This is a genomic window from Rhizobium tibeticum (assembly GCF_900110205.1).
Classification (GTDB): Bacteria; Pseudomonadota; Alphaproteobacteria; order Rhizobiales; family Rhizobiaceae; genus Rhizobium; species Rhizobium tibeticum.
The window spans coordinates 82642-103015 of record NZ_FOCV01000022.1 but is presented as its reverse complement, the minus strand read 5'-3'; the positions used below and the strand labels follow the sequence as shown (position 1 = coordinate 103015).

General features: G+C 58.4%; 16 protein-coding genes. 10 read left to right on the top strand and 6 right to left on the bottom strand.

Going from position 1 to position 20374, the window contains the following annotated elements; translation table 11 throughout:
• Positions 1–68: 68 nt before the first annotated feature.
• The 3 genes from BSG20_RS22650 to BSG20_RS22640 form a co-directional block, all read right to left on the bottom strand.
• Positions 69–821 (bottom strand): transporter substrate-binding domain-containing protein, encoded by a 753-nt coding sequence (locus BSG20_RS22650; RefSeq protein ID WP_083539964.1) that lies wholly within the window; start codon positions 819–821, stop codon positions 69–71.
• 369 nt (positions 822–1190) lie between these two features.
• Positions 1191–1514, bottom strand: coding sequence for a DUF6665 family protein (locus BSG20_RS22645; protein ID WP_072378428.1), 324 nt, complete (start codon positions 1512–1514; stop codon positions 1191–1193).
• Between the two features lie 90 nt (positions 1515–1604).
• Positions 1605–1913, bottom strand: coding sequence for an MliC family protein (locus BSG20_RS22640; protein WP_244541377.1), 309 nt, complete (start codon positions 1911–1913; stop codon positions 1605–1607).
• A gap of 425 nt (positions 1914–2338) precedes the next feature.
• Here BSG20_RS22640 and BSG20_RS22635 point away from each other — a divergent pair, with 425 nt between their 5' ends.
• The 5 genes from BSG20_RS22635 to fhuB all read left to right on the top strand — a co-directional run bounded on the left by BSG20_RS22635 (position 2339) and on the right by fhuB (position 10305).
• Positions 2339–4057: an ABC transporter ATP-binding protein gene (locus BSG20_RS22635; RefSeq protein WP_072378429.1), complete on the top strand. Its 1719-nt coding sequence runs from the start codon at positions 2339–2341 to the stop codon at positions 4055–4057.
• Between the two features lie 79 nt (positions 4058–4136).
• Complete coding sequence (locus BSG20_RS22630) at positions 4137–5021, top strand: AraC family transcriptional regulator (protein WP_072378430.1); 885 nt, start codon at positions 4137–4139, stop codon at positions 5019–5021.
• A 162-nt stretch (positions 5022–5183) separates the two neighbouring features.
• On the top strand, positions 5184–7370 hold the full coding sequence (locus tag BSG20_RS22625) for a TonB-dependent siderophore receptor (RefSeq protein WP_072378431.1): 2187 nt from the start codon (positions 5184–5186) through the stop codon (positions 7368–7370).
• A 66-nt stretch (positions 7371–7436) separates the two neighbouring features.
• Entirely contained in the window at positions 7437–8315 is an 879-nt protein-coding gene (locus BSG20_RS22620; RefSeq protein WP_072378432.1) for an ABC transporter substrate-binding protein, read from the top strand.
• Complete coding sequence (fhuB, locus tag BSG20_RS22615; RefSeq protein WP_072378433.1) at positions 8287–10305, top strand: Fe(3+)-hydroxamate ABC transporter permease FhuB; 2019 nt, start codon at positions 8287–8289, stop codon at positions 10303–10305. The genes BSG20_RS22620 and fhuB overlap by 29 nt, the downstream gene beginning before the upstream one ends.
• A gap of 135 nt (positions 10306–10440) precedes the next feature.
• Here fhuB and BSG20_RS22610 read toward each other — a convergent pair whose 3' ends face one another.
• The 3 genes from BSG20_RS22610 to BSG20_RS22600 all read right to left on the bottom strand — a co-directional run bounded on the left by BSG20_RS22610 (position 10441) and on the right by BSG20_RS22600 (position 13139).
• Positions 10441–10728, bottom strand: coding sequence for a DUF1236 domain-containing protein (locus BSG20_RS22610; RefSeq protein ID WP_072378434.1), 288 nt, complete (start codon positions 10726–10728; stop codon positions 10441–10443).
• A gap of 85 nt (positions 10729–10813) precedes the next feature.
• Positions 10814–12124 (bottom strand): hemolysin family protein, encoded by a 1311-nt coding sequence (locus BSG20_RS22605; protein WP_072378435.1) that lies wholly within the window; start codon positions 12122–12124, stop codon positions 10814–10816.
• 427 nt (positions 12125–12551) lie between these two features.
• A complete protein-coding gene (locus BSG20_RS22600; protein ID WP_072378436.1) occupies positions 12552–13139 on the bottom strand; it encodes a DedA family protein in 588 nt (195 codons plus the stop codon).
• Positions 13140–13350: 211 nt separating this feature from the next.
• Here BSG20_RS22600 and BSG20_RS22595 point away from each other — a divergent pair, with 211 nt between their 5' ends.
• Genes BSG20_RS22595 through BSG20_RS22575 form a run of 5 tightly spaced genes read left to right on the top strand, consistent with a single transcriptional unit; the run spans position 13351 to position 20333 of the window.
• Positions 13351–16419, top strand: a complete 3069-nt coding sequence (locus tag BSG20_RS22595) for an AAA family ATPase (protein ID WP_072378437.1) — start codon at positions 13351–13353, stop codon at positions 16417–16419.
• A complete protein-coding gene (locus tag BSG20_RS22590) occupies positions 16403–17617 on the top strand; it encodes a YcaO-like family protein (RefSeq protein WP_072378438.1) in 1215 nt (404 codons plus the stop codon). Before BSG20_RS22595 ends, BSG20_RS22590 begins: the two co-directional genes overlap by 17 nt.
• A 9-nt stretch (positions 17618–17626) precedes the next feature.
• On the top strand, positions 17627–18382 hold the full coding sequence (locus tag BSG20_RS22585; RefSeq protein ID WP_072378439.1) for a TfuA-like protein: 756 nt from the start codon (positions 17627–17629) through the stop codon (positions 18380–18382).
• Positions 18383–18422: 40 nt separating this feature from the next.
• Entirely contained in the window at positions 18423–19607 is a 1185-nt protein-coding gene (locus BSG20_RS22580) for a gluzincin family metallopeptidase (RefSeq protein WP_072378440.1), read from the top strand.
• A gap of 18 nt (positions 19608–19625) precedes the next feature.
• Positions 19626–20333, top strand: a complete 708-nt coding sequence (locus BSG20_RS22575) for a hypothetical protein (RefSeq protein ID WP_072378441.1) — start codon at positions 19626–19628, stop codon at positions 20331–20333.
• Positions 20334–20374: the final 41 nt, after the last annotated feature.

The window sequence follows — 20374 nt, the reverse complement described above, 5'->3', positions numbered from 1 at the left end:
AGAATGCGCCCCACAGATCGGAGAGGCATGTCGCGAGACGTCGATAATCGCGTAACCAATTGGCCGACCTAATAGATGCTGAAGGGAAAGTAGTGGTCGTTGATCTTGTCGTAGGTCCCATCAAGTTTGATTTGCTTGAGCGCATCGTTCACGCGAGCGATAAGCAGACTGTTTCCTTTTCTCGCCGTGATGTGCGCTGAGCTCTGAAGAAATTCGCTGGAAATGGGATCTCCGACGTAGCCATACGCGGAACCTGTGGGCGTCTCCATGAAGCTCAAAAGTTCAATAGCATCGCCGATCAACAAATCGGCCTTCTTTTCTTCGAGCAGTTTTTGAGCTGACGGCTGATCTTTGGCCAAGACAGGAACGCTTTGTTTGTAGGCTTGCTTTGCGTAGTCAGCCTGGATTGTTCCCTCGGCAGCGGCGATGCGCGCGCCAGCCAAGGCTTCTGGAGAACTGTCGGTGAACTTTTCTGCGTCCCCGATCAAAACCGAATGCGAGCGGTAGTATGGCGCTGAGAATTCAACGCGGGCAGCACGCTCCTTCGTGTATGCCATGCTTGCCACGATCAAATCATATTCGTCGGATTCCAGCCCCTCGATTATCTTGGACCATTCGACGGTCTGGTAAGTGCAGTCAGCGTTAAGCTGCTTGCACAGCGCCTTTGCGATATCGACATCGAAACCCTTGAGGGTACCGTTCTCATCGATGAAATTGAAAGGGGGATAGGCCCCTTCGGTAGCGATCCGGAGGTGCTCGGTAGAATGGGCGACAGAGGCGCCGAGCAGAAGACCTAGGGCGAGGACCACATTTCGCATCATGACGTTTTCTCCTTCAACGCAACTATGATGCGAAATGACTAAGGAAATCCTGAAATGACCGCTCGGAGTCGAGGAAATTTGCGACCTGCCAATTGCAGTTGCAGCAAATTCGGTGATCTACAGGACCTCCAGGCGGCACTTCCGCTTACAGGTGGCTGTCCAGGGCGCGGGCGGACCACAAGGTGACCGATCGCAGACGATCTCGAACGTGTTCCGGATGACTGACTGCTCTTGCGCGAAGACCATGGGACAGTAGCGGCCATGTCTTAGCCCCGGATGAACGCCGCCAGTATTGGGCTCCTCCCGACTTCGAGACATTCGACAAGCGGTTGCCTTGGCCATCGTCTTACTTGCGGGATCGCTTCGCCGTCACTTGCGTGTCGCGCCGAGCCTTGCGAGAACCTCACCTGGAATCTGATACCGCTTGATGACATCCTTATCATTGTGGAGCCCGCAGATCTCGCGCTGGATAAACAATGCCCAGACGGCGTCGGAAGCATCATCGAGGAGGGTTTGCCGGTCAGTCTTGTGATTGTTTTCCGGCGACCACGATGCAAGCCTGGCCAACGCGGCTTCCATCTTGCGGCCTTGGCGACCCAAGGCGTCCGCTCGCGCGGAGGCAAGCTCGTATTCCAAGGGACTTAATCCGGCGCTCGACTGCCCTGAGAGTGATCGTGGTGGCCTGAGACTCACGATGCCTCCTTTCCTGGATATTCGTTCAAATGACGTTGCTTGGTAAATTTGCGTTGTGAACGGACTTCCTCCCAGCCCTACCCAACACGCTCAATTGGTATGACATGTTTCGCTCTTCCCGCCGCGGGTCAGGGTGGCTTCCCTGCCCTTAATCCAGAATTCCATAGCGTTGTTGGCATAGCGGCCGCCATCGGCTGAGGCGACCTGCGGCAGTCTGATCTTGCCCGATGCGCCCGAAAAGGCGAGCACGACACTGCCAGGCGAAGCGTCAGGCGACGAAAAGTTTGCATGGAGACGCGTGCCGGTTGCGCACTCGTATTGCGCCTCAATCGGGAATGCCTTGGCCGCCGAGATCGCAAGAGCAGCAAGCGCGAACATAATCGTCTTCGCAGTCATCATGCCTCCTTCGCCCTGACTGAGACACTCAATCAGCACGCCCTGCGTCGAGGTCACGGGGCGCCGCCATGGTCGCCAGGCCAGTCTAACGCTGCGACGCTGGTGAAGAAAGGTTCGCGTCTTCAGCGTTCGTCCCAAGGCAGCGTGCGGCCTTGGTGACGTCAAGCTGCCGTCGAATAGCTGACTGCCGAGGTCGCGGGCGCTCAGTGAGACCTCGACAAGACGGTCGTGCGTGCCCGGCTGACGGCTACGTGACAAGCTCGCGCCCCCTAGCCTGCCGCTGTCTCCCAGAGCACACTTCGTGTTGCTTTTGCTCGCGCAACGCTCTATCCAGCCCGCTTCAGAATATGGAGAAACAGAGTCATGTTTCGCCGGTGGCCGTTCTGGCCGACTAGGTTTGGCGGTCCCAGATCATTTTGAGTGTTTGAATGCTGCGTCGCTTCTTCTCCTACTATCGGCCGTATCGGGGGCTTTTCGTCCTCGATTTTGCCTGCGCCATCCTTTCGGGGTTGCTCGAACTCGGCTTTCCCATTGCCGTCAAGCTATTCATCGACCGGCTTTTGCTTAGCCAGGAGTGGTTGCTAATTCTGCTCGCGTCAGCAGCCTTGCTTGCGATTTATGTCATCAATACCGGCCTGATGGCGATTGTCACCTATTGGGGACATATGCTCGGCATCAATATCGAGACAGACATGCGCCGCGCGGCGTTCAATCATCTGCAGAAGCTGTCATTCAGCTATTTCGACAACCAGAAGACCGGGCACATCGTCGGACGGTTGACAAAAGATCTCGAAGAGATTGGCGAAGTCGCCCACCATGGCCCGGAAGATCTGTTCATCGCACTGATGACCTTTGCCGGCGCCTTGTTGCTGATGATCTCCGTCAACTGGCAACTGGCGCTGATAACGGCGATCGTTGTGCCGCTGACGGCGTGGTTGACGAGCCATTTCGGAAGCCGCATGACCCAGAATTTCCGCCGCCTCTTCGAACGGGTCGGCGACTTCAACACGCGTATCGAGGAAAATGTCGGCGGCATTCGCGTGGTACAGGCTTTCGCGAACGAGAATTACGAACGCACGCTGTTTGAAATGGACAATCAAAACTACCGGCGGGTCAAGCTCGACGCCTACAAGCTCATGGCCGCAAGCACTTCGCTGAGCTATATGAGCATGCGGCTGACGCAGATGCTGGTGATGATCGCCGGAGCCTATTTCGTCCTCTCCGGTAACCTGACGACCGGCGGCTTTATCGGCTTTTTGCTGCTGGTTGGCGTCTTTTTCCGTCCCGTTGAAAAGATCAACTCGGTCATTGAAACCTACCCCAAGGGCATTGCCGGCTTTCGCCGCTTCACAGAGCTTATCGATACCGAGCCAGATATCGCCGATGCGCCTGACGCCATCACGGTCGATCATCTCAAGGGGGATATCGCCTATGAGGACGTCTCCTTCGGATATAGTCCGGCCGCGGCAGTGTTCGAGCATGTCAATTTAGCAATCCGCGCCGGTGAAACGATCGCCTTCGTCGGCCCATCGGGCGCCGGCAAGACGACGATCTGTTCGCTTCTGCCGCGCTTCTACGAGGTCGGCAGTGGCCGCATCACGATTGACGGCGTGGATATACGAGACATGACGAAGGTGTCGCTGCGCCAGCAGATCGGCATCGTGCAGCAGGACGTTTTCCTGTTCGGCGGTACGATCGGCGAAAACATCGCCTACGGTCGGCTTTGCGCCAGCGAAGACGAGATCGCTGAGGCAGCCCGCAGGGCGCGGCTGGAAGAGATGCTTGCGGGCCTGCCCGCCGGTCTCGATACGGTCATCGGCGAGCGCGGCGTCAAGCTTTCCGGCGGCCAGAAGCAGCGCGTTGCCATCGCTCGCATGTTCTTGAAGAACCCTCCGATCCTGATCCTCGACGAGGCGACCTCGGCGCTCGACACAGAGACGGAACGCGCGATACAGCGTTCGCTTGCGGAGCTTTCAAAAGGCCGTACCACGTTGATCATCGCCCACCGCCTGGCCACCATCCAGGGGGCCGATCGGATCGTCGTGGTCGATGGCAACGGTATCGTTGAGCAGGGAACGCATCAGGACTTGATGGCCAAGCGCGGCGTCTACAACCGGCTGCACGATGCGCAAATGCGGAGCCACTGAAAAACCGGAAACGCGGCGATTGATGCAATGCAATAAACTTGATAATTATACACATGTTTTATAATTGCAGGACATCGCCATGACATTTCAGCCGCGCATGCAGAACGCGATCGAGGGTTTCTCGGTCGTGGGCGGGCTCAGGCGTCGAAACTTTAACGGCATCACAGCTGATCTGTGGGATGTCGAATGTGGCGCCTATGCAGGCGGACACTACGTGGCGCGCGATCCGCGCCTGTTCATCCTTCTCGACCATCTCGGGCGCGGTCGTCCGTCGGTCAAGCGTTCGGCGACGGCGCCCGGAGCGCCACAGGACCGTCAAGCGAGTCCAATTTCCTATATCCCGGCGGAAATGGAACTGTGGGTGGACATCCGAGAGGTGCACGCGATGCGTCATCTCGATGTCCATTTCGATGCCGATGTAGTCAGCCAGCGTCTGATGGAAGATATCGATCCGCAGAAACTGAGAGAGCCGCAACTGCTCTTCTTCGACCAGCGGGCAATGGCGCTTGCCGAATTGATTGCCACGGAGATCGCCAGCCCAACTCCCTTGCATGATCTTTACGGTGATGGCCTGGCACTCTCACTTGTCATCGATGTCCTGAAGATGGTCAAGACGCCACCACGCAAGCGCGGTGAGCTTGTATCCTGGCAGTTGCGCCGCGCCACCGAGTTCATGCAGGAGCACTGTGGGCGCAATATCCGCCTGCAAGAACTGGCCGAACTGACGGGGCTGTCCCAGTCGCATTTCAGCCACTCATTCAAAGCCTCCACCGGCGTAACGCCACATGATTGGCAAATGAACGCCAGGCTTGAGCTTGCCAAACAGCTGCTGCGCGATAGCGATCAAGGCCTCACTGCCATCGCAGTGGAAACAGGCTTTTCCGACCAAGCGCACTTCACGCGCGTCTTCCGCAAATATGTCGGCACAACACCGGCGCGCTGGAAACGGTCGAAGTGCGAGTGATGCATTTTTGCAAAGATTTGCCCACAAATTTTGGAACTGCCCAAAATCATTCAATCGCCGCGGATCAGACCAAGCCCAACCATTAAATTTGAGTTAATCGCTCACCTTATTCGAGCTGGCGCCTGGCAGGCGGCCGGCGGGCCTATGAGCGGGGTAGTAGGAATGCACAAAGTAGAAGGTTTCCAACGTGCGCGGAAAGCTCTGAGCGCGAGCGCAGCACTGATCGGTGTTTGCGCCGCCTGGACGGCCCAGGCACAAACCGCCGACACGGCACTTGCGCCGATCATCGTCCAGGGCAACACCGCCGATAACAGCGCGATCGGCCCCGTAAACGGTTACGTCGCCAAGGAAACGAGGACGGGATCCAAGACCGACACGCCGCTCAATGAGATCCCGCAGGCCGTCTCCGTTGTCGGAAAGCAGGAAATGGACGACCGTGGTGTCGTCAACAAGGTCGATGAAGCCTTGCGCTATACGCCTGGCGTGATCGCCGCTCCCTTCGGTGTCGATGCTGATACGGATTGGATCTACATTCGGGGCTTCGACGCTACACAGACAGGCGTTTATCTCGACGGTCTGCAGCTCTTCACCTATGGGTTTGGGGGGTTTCAGATCGATCCGTTCATGCTTGAGCGCGTCGAGGTCTTGAAGGGTCCGGCATCGGTTCTCTATGGCGGCGGCAACGCCGGCGGTATCGTCAACTATGTTCGCAAGCGACCGACGGACGAGCCCTACGTTTACACCGACGTTGGCATCAACAGCGACGGCAATGCATTCACCGGGTTCGATATTTCCGACAAGCTGGGAAAGAGCGACACGGTGACCTATCGCCTCACCGGCAAGATCGCGGGTGGCGACAATTACTCCGACTTCTCCCACGACCTGCGCGGTTTCGTCATGCCGCAAGTCACCGTCTCCCCCGATGATGGCACCACGCTTACAGCCTGGGCATACGCAGGAGCGCTTAACCAGGTTCATGTGGGTAACGGATTTTTCCCGTATGTCGGTACTGTGGTCGACGCCCCATTTGGCAAGATCGATCGCGACTTCTTCCCTGGAGAGCCGGACATCGATACCGGGCGGTACGACCAGCAAATGGGAGGCTGTGAGTTCGAGCACGAGTTCGATAGCGGCATCACGTTCACATCGAATGCCCGCTACGGCCACCTCCAGAAATATGAGGTTGGCCCCTATGCTTATGGCTATGTCAATACCACGGACCCGCTCGATCCAGGCTACTTTCAACTCAATCGGCTCGGCTTCGAAGGGCACTCCGAGGTTAACACCGTTGCCATCGACAACCGACTGGAAGGCGACTTCCAGACCGGCGCCCTAGACCACGAGGTCATGGTCGGCCTCGACTACAAATACTATCAGCTCGACAACGTGCAGGCATCCACGCCCGCTACATCGATTGACCCGGTCAATCCGGTCTATGGCGCTTCCCAGCCGATCAATCGAATTTACAGCAATCAGCTGATCACCCAGCAACAGCTCGGCATCTACGCTCAGGATCAGATACGTTTCGCTGATGGCTGGCTCGTAACGCTGAACGGGCGCTACGATTTCGTCAATACCGACACCGACAACCGACCGACGGCCTACAGCTCAACCTATAGCAGCTACAGCTATGATACATCGGCGGCCAGCGGTCGCATCGGCATCGCCTATGAATTCGACAACGGCCTTACGCCATACGCCAGTGTTGGCACCTTCTTCAATCCGACCGTCGCTCCGAGCGCAACGCCGAACAATGCCCCGGAGGAAGGCGAGCAATACGAAGTCGGGCTGAAGTACGACCCCACCTTCATCGACGGCACGTTTACAGCGTCGCTCTTCCACCTCAATCGTCGCAATGTTGTCGTAACGGATCCGGCGACTTTCCTTGCCAACCAGATCGGTGAAGTCGAGTCTCGTGGCATCGAGCTGGAGGCCAAGATCAACCTCAATGATAACTGGAAGCTCCTTGGCTCCTTCTCCTACACCGATCTTGAGGTGAAGGAGGATATTGTTGCTGCCTATGTTGGAAAGAAGCCCTATCTCGTGCCCGATAAGACCGCCGCACTGTGGCTAGACTATACCGTAACGCAGGGCGCATTGGAGGGAATGAGCATTGGAGGCGGCGTGCGCTACCAGGGCGAAAGCTGGGCAGACCGTCTAAACACTTTGAAGGTTCCTGACGCAGCCGTGTTCGACGCCGCAATCCGCTACAAGAAGGAGGGCTGGGAAGGCTCCATCAACGTCACCAATCTCTTCGACAAGGACTATGTCAAAGGCTGCGGCGGCGAATTCACATGCGGTTACGGGGACGCGCGGACCGTCTTGTTCAGGCTGAGCAAGACTTGGTAAACCGCTAATTTTGTATGTCTTTTCCGGAGGGCCTTCTGGGCCTTCTTTGCCCGACGGGAGATCAATTTGAGCACATCACTGCTCAGCCGCAGGACTTTTCTCGCGATAGCGGCCACGCTTGTCGCGGGTGCGGCGCAAGGTCGGTCGCCAGAACCGCGGGTTGCCACGCTCGACTGGGCGCTCTTGGAAACGCTGCTAACGATCGGTGCCAATGTGGTCGCGGCGACGGAATTGCGCCAATTCAGGCAGGTCGCCGTGACGCCCGCAGTGCCCGAGACCGTCGCCGATCTCGGGCTGCGTGGAACGCCGAACCTCGAGGTTCTGCGCTTCGCCCGGCCCGACCTGATCTTCAACTCTAATTTCTACGCATGGGCCGATCCGATTATGAGCCGCATCGCAGCTGTCGAAAACCACGCGATCTACATGCCCGGGAAAAGTCCCTACGGGCTGGCCGAGCAGGCAACATTGGCGATTGGAGAGCGTCTAGAGCGGGCGCAGGCGCGACTGCTGGTCGAAAATCTCTCTGCGAAACTGGATCGCTACAAGGCTCTGTTTGCCGCCGGCGATGGACGACCTGTCTTGCCGATCAATCTCGGCGATGCCCGCCACTACCGCGTATTTGGCTCTGACAGCATGTTCGGGGAGGTATTGCAGCGCATCGGGCTCACCAACGCCTGGAGGGGAGCGACCAGCTATTCCGCCACGGCGCCTGTCGGCATCGAAACACTGGCGTCCATGCCGGACGCCTGGATCATCCTCATTCCACCGCATTCGCAAGACGCGTTCGATACCCTGACCGGGAGTGCATTCTGGAAGGCGCTTCCCGCCGTGCAAGAGAACCGCGTCCTGACGACCGGTTCGATCAACCCTTACGGCGCGCTTCCGGCGGCAAGTCGCTTCGCCGACTTCCTCGCCAATGGATTCTCCCGTGTCCGAAACGGCTAGTCTCTCCATGCCGCGTGCGCCCTCACGCAGCCCAATCATGCCAGCTTGCGCGCTTGCCGTCGCATGCGTCACGTCCTTCGTCCTGCTATTGCTGTTGCGTCCCCAGGTGCCCGGCGATCCCGAGCAGGCCAAGGCACTCGACGCGATCCTGCTCTGGAACAGCCTTGTGCCAAGAGCGGCGATCGCTCTTGTCTCGGGGGCGGCACTGGGCCTCGCCGGGGCGCTCCTGCAGCGCATCCTGCGCAACCCGATTGCCGATGCCTCGACGCTCGGTATCGCTTCCGGCGCCCAACTGGCGCTGACGCTTGGCTTGAGTTTTTCGCCTGTCCTTACCGGTGTCTCGCGTGAGCTCGTTGCCTTTGCCGGTGGACTGGGGGCCGTGGCCCTCGTGCTTGCCTTGAGCTGGCGGCGCGGACTTGATCCAGTCACCGTGACGATCTGCGGCATGATCGTCAGCATGGTTGCAGCCTCGCTGAGTGTTACGCTGGTGCTGGCGCGTGGCGAATATGCCATGTCGATCCACATCTGGGGCGCCGGCGCCCTCAACCAGCAGGATTGGGGTGGCGTGACGTCGCTTGCACCTCAGCTCGCTGCCGGTATCCTCGTCGCGATGCTTCTGCTCAGGCCGCTCAACGTGCTGGCTTTGGACGATGCGAGCGCTAAAAGTCTCGGCGTCTCGCTTCATACCGCGCGTTTCGCGATCCTAATGCTTGCCGTCTGGCTTTCGGCCTCGGTCACGGCGACGGTCGGCATCATCGGCTTCCTCGGACTTGCCGCGCCGGCAGTCGCGCGGCTTTGCGGCGCGCGCACCACCCATCGTATCATGACGATGGCGCCTCTGACCGGCGCAGCGATTCTGTTTCTGACAGACTGCCTGACGCAACTGCTTGGCCCCGGCTTTTCCGACCTTGCGCCTACAGGTGCAGCCACCGCGCTCATTGGCGGCCCGCTCCTTTTGTTCCTGCTACCACGCGTGCATGGCCCCACTGCTGTCACCGCAAAATCGCCTGGAAGTCTGCGACGCGTATCGCGACCATCGCTGGCACTCCTGCTTTTCGGCGCTCTCTTCTTGGCTACGCTCGCGGTCGTTCTTGCTGTCGGGCCGACCGATGGCGGCTGGAAAATTGCCGTTGGATCGCCGCTTTCAGATCTTCTGCCGTTCAGGCTGCCGCGAATTGTCGTTGCAGGTGGAGCCGGTGCGATGCTGGGTGCTGCTGGCTTCATCATCCAACGCGTGACCGGCAATCCGCTGGCAAGCCCTGAAGTGGTCGGCGTGTCCTCTGGCGCCGGGGCTGGACTGACGGTGACGCTATTCATTTTCGCCTTCCCTTCGCCGCCGATCATGATCGCCGGCATGGTCCTCGGAGCGCTCGCCTCATTTCTGGCCATGAACGTCATTGCCCGGCGAGCTGGGATGTCGCCTGAGGCGCTCCTGCTTACAGGCGTCGCCATCAGCGCCTTCTGCCTTGCAATCATCGGCATGGTGCTCGCGCAGGGCGACATGCGCAGTTACATCCTGCTGACCTGGCTATCCGGTTCGACAAACCGCGCCGGGCCTTTTGAGGCCTGGACCGCGATCATTTCGCTTTCTATTCTGACAGCCCCGCTCTTCCTGATGACGCGCTGGTTGACCATCTTGCCACTTGGCGCCGGGCTGGCACGCAGTGTCGGAATTAGCGTTACCCCAACACGTCTGCTGCTTGCAGCAGTCGCGTCGCTCATGACGGCGATCTCTTCTTTCCTGATTGGGCCACTTAGCCTCACAGGGTTGATCGCGCCCCACCTGTCCAGGCTGATCGGTTTTCACCGGACGCGCGATCATTTGCTGGCAGCTATGTTGATCGGCGCCTGCCTGCTTGTCCTAGCCGACTGGCTATCACGGATTATCATTTACCCCTATCAGGTTCCCGTCGGCCTCTTCGCCGCCCTGATCGGAGGGCCATATCTTCTGTGGTTTCTCAGCCGAAAGGAAACACGCGCGTCTCCGTAGCACCGGTGGCCAGAGGCCGCGCATGCGACTGCCAGCGAGTGCATACGGTCGCATCGACCATCTTCAGCTTCCCTAACGTCAGGTCGATGCGTCCAAATGCAAGCACAATCTCAGCTGCCAGAGCAAACCGATTGATTAATTGATCACTTCGATCACGCGGTGCGTATGCGGATCAACGATCACGCGCTTCTTGTTCACTACCGTGTAACCGTATGCATCGTTGCTGGGGATCGTGTGGATTTCGACTGAGGACGGAAGCTCAGTTCCCACGATGATATCACCATCGTAAACAACGGATGGGACCTCCTGTTCGGTTATATAGGTTCTTACCTCGCCAGGCACGGTCACAACCGTGGTGGTCTGGGCCATAGCCGTTCCGGTTAGCATGAGCGCTGCCGTTGCAGCTGTTACGAGAGCTTTCATAGCTACCTCCATATGTCTGAAAGGGTGAACTCCCTTTCCACGTGAAGGTTCCCCGGCAAACAGGACGGGCAGCTCCCCTCCAACCTCACTGCAGTGTTCGGCTTACGCCATCGTCAGGCGGCATGTCGGCGGTCAAAAGAAGCTTGTCGATTCTGCGCCCATCAAGATCGACGACCTCGAATCGCCAACCGTTCATCGCAAAACTTTCGCCAACCTCCGGCAGGTGCTTCATTTCCTCCAGCACGAGGCCCGCCACCGTCTGGTAGTCCCTGTCGTCATCAACCTGGAACCCCATGAAATCCGCAAACTCGTCAATCGGGGTCCAGCCGGACACGAGATAGCTACCGTCGTGGCGGCGCACGATCGCCTTCTCTCCAAGCGAGTCTTCCTGGACCGCACCCATGATCGCCTCCAGGATGTCGCCGGAGGTGATCACACCTTCGAAGTGGCCGTATTCGTCATAAACCAGCACCATGTGGCAGGATGAACGACGAATGGCCTGAATGACGTCTAGGGCACCTGACAAGTCCGATACGATCGGAACCTCGTGAGCAAGGGTGGCAATGTCGACATGGCCGGACGACGCAAGCGCATCGTAGAAGTCCTTGGTCAAAAGCACGCCGATGATTTCGTCGGAGCTGTTCTTGCGCACCGGCAACCGTGCCTGCGCCGTCCGACGGAGCTGGTCCCGGATCTCTGCAAAGCCATCCTCCACATCGATCACCTCTACATCACGGCGCGGCGTCATCAAGGCTCTGGCATTTCGATCTGCCAGGCGCATGACACCGGAGATCATCGCCGACTCTTCGGTCTCAATAACGCCCGCGCTGTGCGCTTCGGCGAGCACAGTCTTGATTTCTTCATCGGTGACGACGTCGCCGGACTTGCCCGACTGCCCGAGAAGGCGAAGGATGGTGCGACCGGACGTGTCAAGCAGCCAGACGAGCGGCGCGGCCAGGCGGGACAAAAACACCATTGCCGGGGCGACCCTACTGGCAACGGCTTCCGGTGCGCGAAGGGCGATCTGCTTCGGCACCAGTTCGCCGACAATCAACGACAGGTATGTGATCGCAACGACGACCGAGCCGACCCCAAGCGCGTCGGCTGCTGCCTGTGACAAGCCGTGTGTGCCTAGCCAGCCGGCCAATCGCGCACCAAGCGTTGCGCCCGAGAATGCGCCGGACAAGACGCCAACGAGGGTAATGCCAATCTGAACGGTGGATAGAAAACGTCCGGGGTCCTCACCCAGCCGGATGGCCATGGCGGCCCCGCGGCTTCCCTGATCGGCGAGTACTTTGAGACGAGCCGGCCGCGAGGATACGACCGCGAGCTCGGACATGGCGAGGACGCCGTTCAAGATCGTGAGAATGGCAACGATTGAAATTTCGAGAAGCAAAAATGGGGACCTTACTATTTCAAAACTATGCGAAACATAGGCATTTTCCCACAGAACGCCAGCTTCCAGCTAGTCGCAATAAATGTTTCTTTGGGTTCTTCAAGATCGCCAGAACCAGTGGATTTGGTTCGCCCGCCTGCGACATTTGAGCTCGCTCCGCCCTTCACCTCGATCTCGGCTGCGGCCCGGTTCTGGCAAGGACGGCGAAAGGTCGGAACCGTTCCTTGAAAGTAGCGCCTCAAACGGCTTGTGAGGCGCATATCGGCACCAGAGAGCGACCGAGGAAATATAAAATCGATTTGCAAATCGGTTCACTCGAATCCGAGTTCAAGCCGATCCGATCGATTCACGACCATCGGTCACTCACGTAGAAAGTGACGCCCGTTCGCCCGTGTCCACGACAGTCGCATTGGCGTTGGCCATGCCATCATGCTGCTCGCCTGCCCAGGCGAGCTGTCCGTCTCCCCATTTCTCGCCTGAAGGCATAGGCACTGACCGGAACAAGGATGGCGACAACAGCCAGCGCAATCAGCAAATGCAGGTGAAGCTGCAGCCGCCCGAGCAATTCTTCAACCGCACCTCCGGCCACGAATCCAATCGCAGTTATCAGGATACCCCAAATCAGCGCGGCAATCGCATTGAGTATGACAAACCTGCGCGTCGAGATGCTCGAGATGCCGATCGCAACGGGGCTGATCGTTCGGATGCCATAAATGAAGCGAAACGCTAGAATGAAGCCGGTCGGATGCGCTTCGAGCAATCGCGTCACCCGCGCAATCGGTTCCGATGCGAGCCGTTTCTGAACATAGGACCACTTCGTGGCGTATCGACCCGATAGAAAAAAGAACTGGTCTGCAGCAAACGATCCCAGACATGCAGCCAACGCGACCTGCCAGTATGGAATGAGTTGCCGATGGGCGAAGATCCCACCCAGAAATGCTGCCGTTTCGCCTTCAACAGCAGCGCCAAGAAAAACGGCCAGGACGCCGTATTCACCGATCAGCTTTTCGAGCAATGGCTAGCCTCCGCGCGGGCGACGAGCACGCAATCTGCCTTGAATTGGGTCCCGCAGCAACGCCTGAGAGGAGACCTACCCCAGCGTGCGACACCGTGGCTCCCCTACCAATGCCATAGGGCGTCAATACAACGATAGCCTCGCAACGCGTTAAGAATGTGTTAGCCTTACGGGCACGTCAGCTTTGGGCTAGCGGCCAAGGGGAAGCGCGATGCAGGACAACGATCCGAATGGCGCCAGGAAACCACCGGTCAAGAGCGGCTGGAGGAAAGCCCAGACCGGTGCGATCGAGCGCCGGATCGTTACCGCACTTTGCTACGATCTGGTCGATTCAACCGAACTCTTCCACCGCATGGACCTGGAAGACTACCGCGAACTGATATCGGCGTTTCAGGCAGCCGCGAACAAATCAATCGTAGGGCATTCAGGCGTGCTTCGAGTGGAGGCCGGTGACGGCGGCCTCGCGCTGTTTCCGATCGATCTCGGAGCACGGGATGCCGCTTCCCTTGCTATTCGTGCAGGCCTGCAAATCATTGAAACCTGCAGGCACGTTGGCGAGGCCGCCGGTCGTGCCGATCTGCAGGTACGCGTCGGCATCGCCACCTCCGTTGCGCTCGTTCAGGGATTTCAAGAACAAAGCTGGAGCCATGAGCCGGTTGTCGGCGTGGCGCTTGCTCTCGCCACGCGTCTCGAGACAGTCGCTGCTCCCAACACCGTCTTCGTGTCAGACGAAACCTGCAGGTTGGCGGGGCGCTCGCACGCGTTTTCGTTCGAGGGCATCTGGAAGCTGAAGGGATTCGAGGGACCGCAAAGGGCATGGCGCGCGCTTGGCCACAAAAATGAAGTGGACAGATTCTATGCATTTGGGAGACTCGGCAGCCCCTTTGTGGGTCGCACAGCCGAGCTGGAGGCACTTTCGAAAGCGTGGAAAAGCGTCGTGGCCGGGAATGGACAGACGGTCGTCGTCGAGGGAGAGGCTGGGATCGGAAAATCGCGTCTCCTGCATGAGTTCCGCAGACTGACGCGCGCGGAGCGATCGAAATCCTTCTTCTTCCAGTGCGTTCCTGGTGGCTTCCATTCGACGCTCCACCCCTTGGTCAACAGCCTCACCGGCATGCCCGAAACGGGCGGACAGTCGAAATTGAGGGCAGCTACGGTCGCCGCCCGCTTCCGGCGCCACGGCATACGGGAAGACGACATCATCGAGATCTTTGCCCATCTCCTCGGTGCCGAAGGGCGTAGTGAAAATCTCGCAGGCAGCAATCCCAAACTCATACGGGAGCGAGCGCGACAAGCAATTCCACGGGCCCTGCAGGCTTTATGCGAAAGCGGGCCGGTCCTTATGGTCGTCGAGGACATTCATTGGATTGATCCGACCTCGCGGGAGTTTCTGGTGGAGGCGGCCCGCGTCATCTCGCGGCTTCCGTTTCTTCTCATCGCGACCACACGTCCGGAGCCGACGACGGAATGGTCTGATGACGCCAATCCATCTCGACTGTCTCTGCAACCTCTCGATCCGGACGAAACGAGGCGGGCGATCGAGAGCAACTGGCCGCAGCACCGACAAGCCGAGTTTTCAGAGCTGGTTGAGGTAACGGAGCGAATATCTGGCGGCGTGCCGCTCTTTATCGAGCAGATATGCCAGTGGGTATCCGACACCAAGATCGCCGACAATGTCACGATGCCGGAGACGGCATCGACAACCCATATTTCGGCATTTGAAGAGATTCTCGAAGCGCGGCTCGGTCAACTTGGCCCCATCCGGGATGTGGCACGCGCCGGTGCCGTTGCCGGTTCCCGCTTCACCTTGCCGCTCCTTCAAAGGCTGCTCCCGGATTATGGCAAGAAGGCGCTGGCGAACGCGGCAGATACGCTGTGCGATACGGGTTTCGTAACACATGTGCGAGCTGGCGGAACCATTACCTATGGTTTTCGCCACGCATTGATCCACGAGACAATCTACAAGCTGTTGCTGCGGCGGCAGAGCCAAGCCCTTCATCGGCGCCTCTTCGACGCTGTTAGCGAAGACCCCACAATTGCACCGTGGATCGATGTCGGTTCCCGTGCCGAGCATGCGGAGCGTGCCGGTCTCAAGGAAACGGCCGCGCAACTGTTCATCAGGGCCGGCCAGGAGGCTGCGCGTCGTTCCGCTTTGGTCGAAGCCCGCCACCATCTCGAACATGCCCTCTCAATCTGCGACAGTCTGGAGGTGGTCGACCGGGTTGATCGACTTCGTCTAACAGCTGTAACCGCGCTGGGACCAGTGCTCACCGGGGCGGTCGGCTTGAATTCGCCGCCGGCGCGAAAGCTCTACGAAGACGGGGTGGAGATCGCCAATCGCCTGCCGCTTGAAGAGAAGTCGCAATGGTTTCCGATCTACTGGGGTTGGTGGCTGACGGGAGCCGATTTTCTGACGATGCATGAGCGCGCAATGGAAGTGCAGGTCATGTTGGCAGGCATCCAAGATCCTGAAATACGCTTGCAGATGAAGCATTGCGTCTGGGCAATCGACTTCAACCTTGGACGTCACCGAGAAACGCAGAGTGCAATCCGAGAAGGGCTGGCGCTTTACGACACACAAAGGGCGACGGAAGCACGCACAATTTACGGCGGTCACGATGCACGTGTCTGTGGACTGGGCCAACTGGCACTCTCGCTGTGGCTGACAGGCCAGACGCATGAATCGGATCATGCACTTCAGGACATGATCCGGTTCGTGAACGAGATTTCCCACCTGCCGAGCAAGGCACACTCTCTCGACACGGAAGCCGTCTCTGCCTTCTATCGCAATGATTACAAACGCTTGACAACCGTTGCGGAAGAGATGTCTGAATTTGCGAGACAACACGAAATGCAGTCTTTGGCTGGACTTTCGCTTCTTTTCGGCGGCTGGGCCGAGGCCCACCTTGGAAACCTTGAGGGGGGCTACGAAAGGTTCTGCAAGGGGTTTGATCTTCTTGCGGAACTCGGCGCGGTGATCGACCTGCCGATCTATCTATCGATGCAGGCCGCAATGCTGGGCCTTGACGACAAGGTCGATCGCGCCATCGAGGTTGCCAGCCAGGCGATCCTCAAAGCACGAGAAACGGGTCACGCCTATTGGCTTGCCGAGCTGTACCGGGTTCGCGCCATGCTGCGTGCCCGCGCCGGCGCGATGCGAAATCTTGTCATCGAGGATCTGCGGGTTGCCGCAGAGACTGCCCAGACGCAGGGTGCGGTCGCACTCCAGCAGAAAATCAACCAGTCGATCGAGGACCTTGGCCTTGTCGTCGACCGGTGAGCCCACTGACGGCACTTCAGATAACGAACTCCTCGGCGCGTTTGCGGAAGAGGTCACCGTCCACCTCTCCTCACCGCTTGCCCGGGAGGCGGAGGACGATCCCGGCATCTACTTGCGCGGGCTCCTGCCTATGTGCAGGCACGCGGGCATAACACGCATCGCGGACCTCACCGGCCTCGACCGATTGACGCTTCCGGCGGTTCAAACCATCCGCCCAAATGCCCTTTCAGAAGTGACCTCCCTTGGCCGAGGTCGATCCATCCAACATGCCGCGATCGGAGCGATCATGGAGGCGCTTGAGCGCTACTACGCCGAGCTGCTTCCTGCCAAGAGCGCCGTTCTTGCAAGTGCGGATGAGCTCGCCATCCCAGAGGGACTGTTCGACACTCAGCTTGTCAACAGCACAAACGCTGCTTGGCGGCAAACACCAACGCTCTGGATTGCAGCCCATGACCTTCGCTCCGGATCGAGGCAGATGGTTCCTCTCGAACTCGTGCATACACGCTACACCGATCCGCCACCGGACTTCGATGGGCTGTTCCTTCGCAACACCACCGGCCTCGCGTGCCATTCAACATGGCATCAAGCGGCAGCGCACGCGCTCTTCGAGTGCATAGAGCGCGATGCGATTGCCAGAGCGTTCTCCACACACGGCTTCTTCGACAGACACCGACTTGCTCCCGAGAGCCTTGGTGCGGCTGTCAATCGCCGGATCGGACTTCTCGCAGAACACTCTATATCGGTCGGGTTCTGGCTTGCCCCCTCCCCGACCGGAATTGCCGTCGTCTGGTGCCAGTCGATCGAAATTGGCGCCGGGCATCCCGCTCTTGCACTGCCGACAGAAGGTTATTGCGCCGGGCAAAACCTCCACCAGGCGGCGGAAAATGCCTTGCTTGAGGCTTTGGCGACCCGAGCAGGAGCCATATCAGGCGCCCGTGACGACCAGACGGCGGGGCATTATCACAAGCGTGTTGACGGCGTCATTGCAAAGGCGCGCCAACTCATTCTCGAACCGGTGTCTTTCACGCCCGTCGCAGAAATCCGGTCGGTTTCCACCCTCCAGGAACTGCTAGACTATGTCACAGATGCCGCGCTTGGGCCTGTTCTTGCAATTCTGCTGGGTTCGAATTCCGACGGTCCTGTTCGCTGCGTCAGGATCTTGATGCCGCGCAGCCGCCCCTTTTCCATCATGCGCTAGGAGATCAGGATGAGCGCTACCGATCAAGCAGGTCCGATACTGGTTTTTCTAGGCCCGACGCTGCGACTGTCGGAAGCCCAAGTTGCGCTCGACGCAATCTACCTTCAACCGGTCGCACAGGGCGACATACTGCTTGCCGCCCATGCTTTTCGCCCCAAAGCGATGGTCATCATCGATGGACAGTTCGAAGATCGCCCGTCTGTCCGGCATAAGGAAATCCTGTGGGCGCTGGCCCAGGGGATCGTGGTGATCGGAGCCGCAAGCATGGGAGCGCTCCGGGCAGCGGAACTGGGTCCATACGGTATGATCGGCGTCGGGCTGGTCTTCCGGTATTACAGGCGCTGGATACTGGCCCCGGACGATGCCGTCGCCGTCCAATCGGGACCGGCCGAACTTGGCTTCCCACCCGTGACAGACGCCCTAATCGATCTTCAAAGGACGTTTGCCAGTCTGAAGCGGCTCGGCCACATAAGCACCGCTCAACGCGATAGTCTATCCGCAACCGCGCGGCGAATGAATTTTCGCGACCGATCGTTTGATGGGATACTTCGCGCAGAAGGTTGGCGGCGGGAAGAAATCAGTAGATTGCGTCATCAGCTTATTCGGCAGAAGGGCCTTGACGCATCACTGGCACTGAAACTCGCGCCTCAATTGGCGACGGAATTTGGCGGTCGCCGCCCGATTAACACCTGGGTTGCAACGAATACTTTCATTCGCGATCTCGAAGCAGCCAATATTGACATACACTTAATTAATACATACTAATAAAACGTAAAGTTGTTTCGACCTGTGGGGCGAGGCCAACATGGATTTGTACCCGGATGTTGCGCTTGCCCCTGCAGAGGCCGGCACAGGAACACGATTCTGGATTTTTCCTCAGCCTCCCTTCATCCCGGGCTATGAGCAACCAGATCGCGTCTGGCTTTCAATTCTTCCCGATCAGATCAATGAAGGACCGAGCGATGCGCTGATGTATGTGGCTGATCCGCTCTACAGCAAGCGGCCCTACGGCATGTCGCGCCTGCCGCCCTTTGAGGGCATCCGCCGTCCGCCGGTCCAGGCAGGACCCGACCGTCATTTCGACGGCCTCGACCCGCGATCGCGACCCTATCTTGGCGTGCATGCCTATGCCTGCATCCACCGTGTGCTCGACATCTGGCAGAGCTACATTGGTCACCCGATCCGCTGGTTCTTCGATGGCACGATCCCCAGACTGGAGATCGTCCCTTTCGTCGAATGGGACAATGCCCAGGCAGGCTATGGCTTTCTCGAGCTTGGTTGCTCGCATGCCGGCGGCTCACCAAGACCTTACGCTCTGAATTTCGACGCGATCGCCCACGAACTCGGCCATCTCATCATCTTCTCTGAGATGGGCGTTCCCCTTGGCGCGTCGCGCGAAAGCGATTTCTTTCCCTTCTCGGAAGGATTTTCCGATTGCGTGTCGCTGATCTCCTTCCTCCATTTCGACTCCGCCGTCGACCGCCTGTTACGCCGGACAAGGGGAAATCTGCTGCTCTACAACGAACTCAACCGCTTCGCAGAAACCAGTCCCGAAACCCAGATACGCCTGGCGACCAACTTCAGGCGCATGTCGGAAGTCACACGCGAACCGCACGACCGGGCGCTGCCCTTCATCGGCGCGGTCTTCGACAGTATTGTCGAGCTCTATCATCGCAATCTCGTCTCGCAGGGGTGTGCCACCCCACGCCTCTTGGATGTCGATCTCAGAGAACTGACGCTCGATGAGTTCGATCGGTTCAGAACGCTGACGGCCGAATGCTTCCGCGCTCGGCCGCTGCTATTCAAATTAGCGCTGGAGAAGGCACGCGATGACATTGGCCGCGCCCTAGGGGCTTCATTGGAGACGCTTGACTCGCCAGCATTGACGTTCAGCCGAGCGGCGCAAGCAATCGTCGCTGCAGCGGAGGGCGTGGCTGCAGAGCGACTGGAAGAGAATTTTGCATGGCGTGAAATCACTAGATCAAACTGACGCGAAAGGATCGGGACCATGAGCTGCTGTGAATATCCAGGTGTGGGTAAAGAGCCGGAAGATCTCGACAAGCCAGTTTATGAGACCTTCAATCCGGGCGAGGTCCGGCTTTACGGTCGACCAGCTCTGGCACGACCGAAAGCCAAAGAAGACCGCGAAAAAATATTAGCAAAGGTTAAGGCCGCCGAAGAGGGGAATGATGAATACAGATCTCGAGGCGGAATTTTTCCGTTCCCCTTCCCGGACGAATTATTAGACGAATTGTTAGAATATCTAATAAAAGAGATGGGGTTTTTATACGATGAAGTCCTAAATCACCTTACGCTTGCAATATACGATGGCAACTCGTTTCGTACACTTCCTATCGAAGTCAACGGACTTTCGAAGCTCTGCTGTGCTGACGGAGAGAAGTACATCAAAAGTATCGGCGTAATTTATGGATATGCCTTTGAGGGCCATTGCTACAAATTGCCCAAACCGAAGATCATGTTTATACCAGCAACCGCGCGTAGGATCGTCGGCGACAAATGCGGATGCGACTGCGGCTATTCGGCTGACCTTGGCTACGCTGTTTGGCAGGTCGACCAGCTGGATCGAGTGGTCGCCTTGGACATCCGTTCAGGCGATGTCAAAACACTCATTCTCGATGAAAACATGCCTGGGAACCGCTCACCACAGGCCTATTCACAGTCCCTGTCGATGGCTCCGGTGCGCCCGCGGGAATGAGCAGTTCCTTTCCAAGAAAGGAAAATGCCCGGTCGCAACAT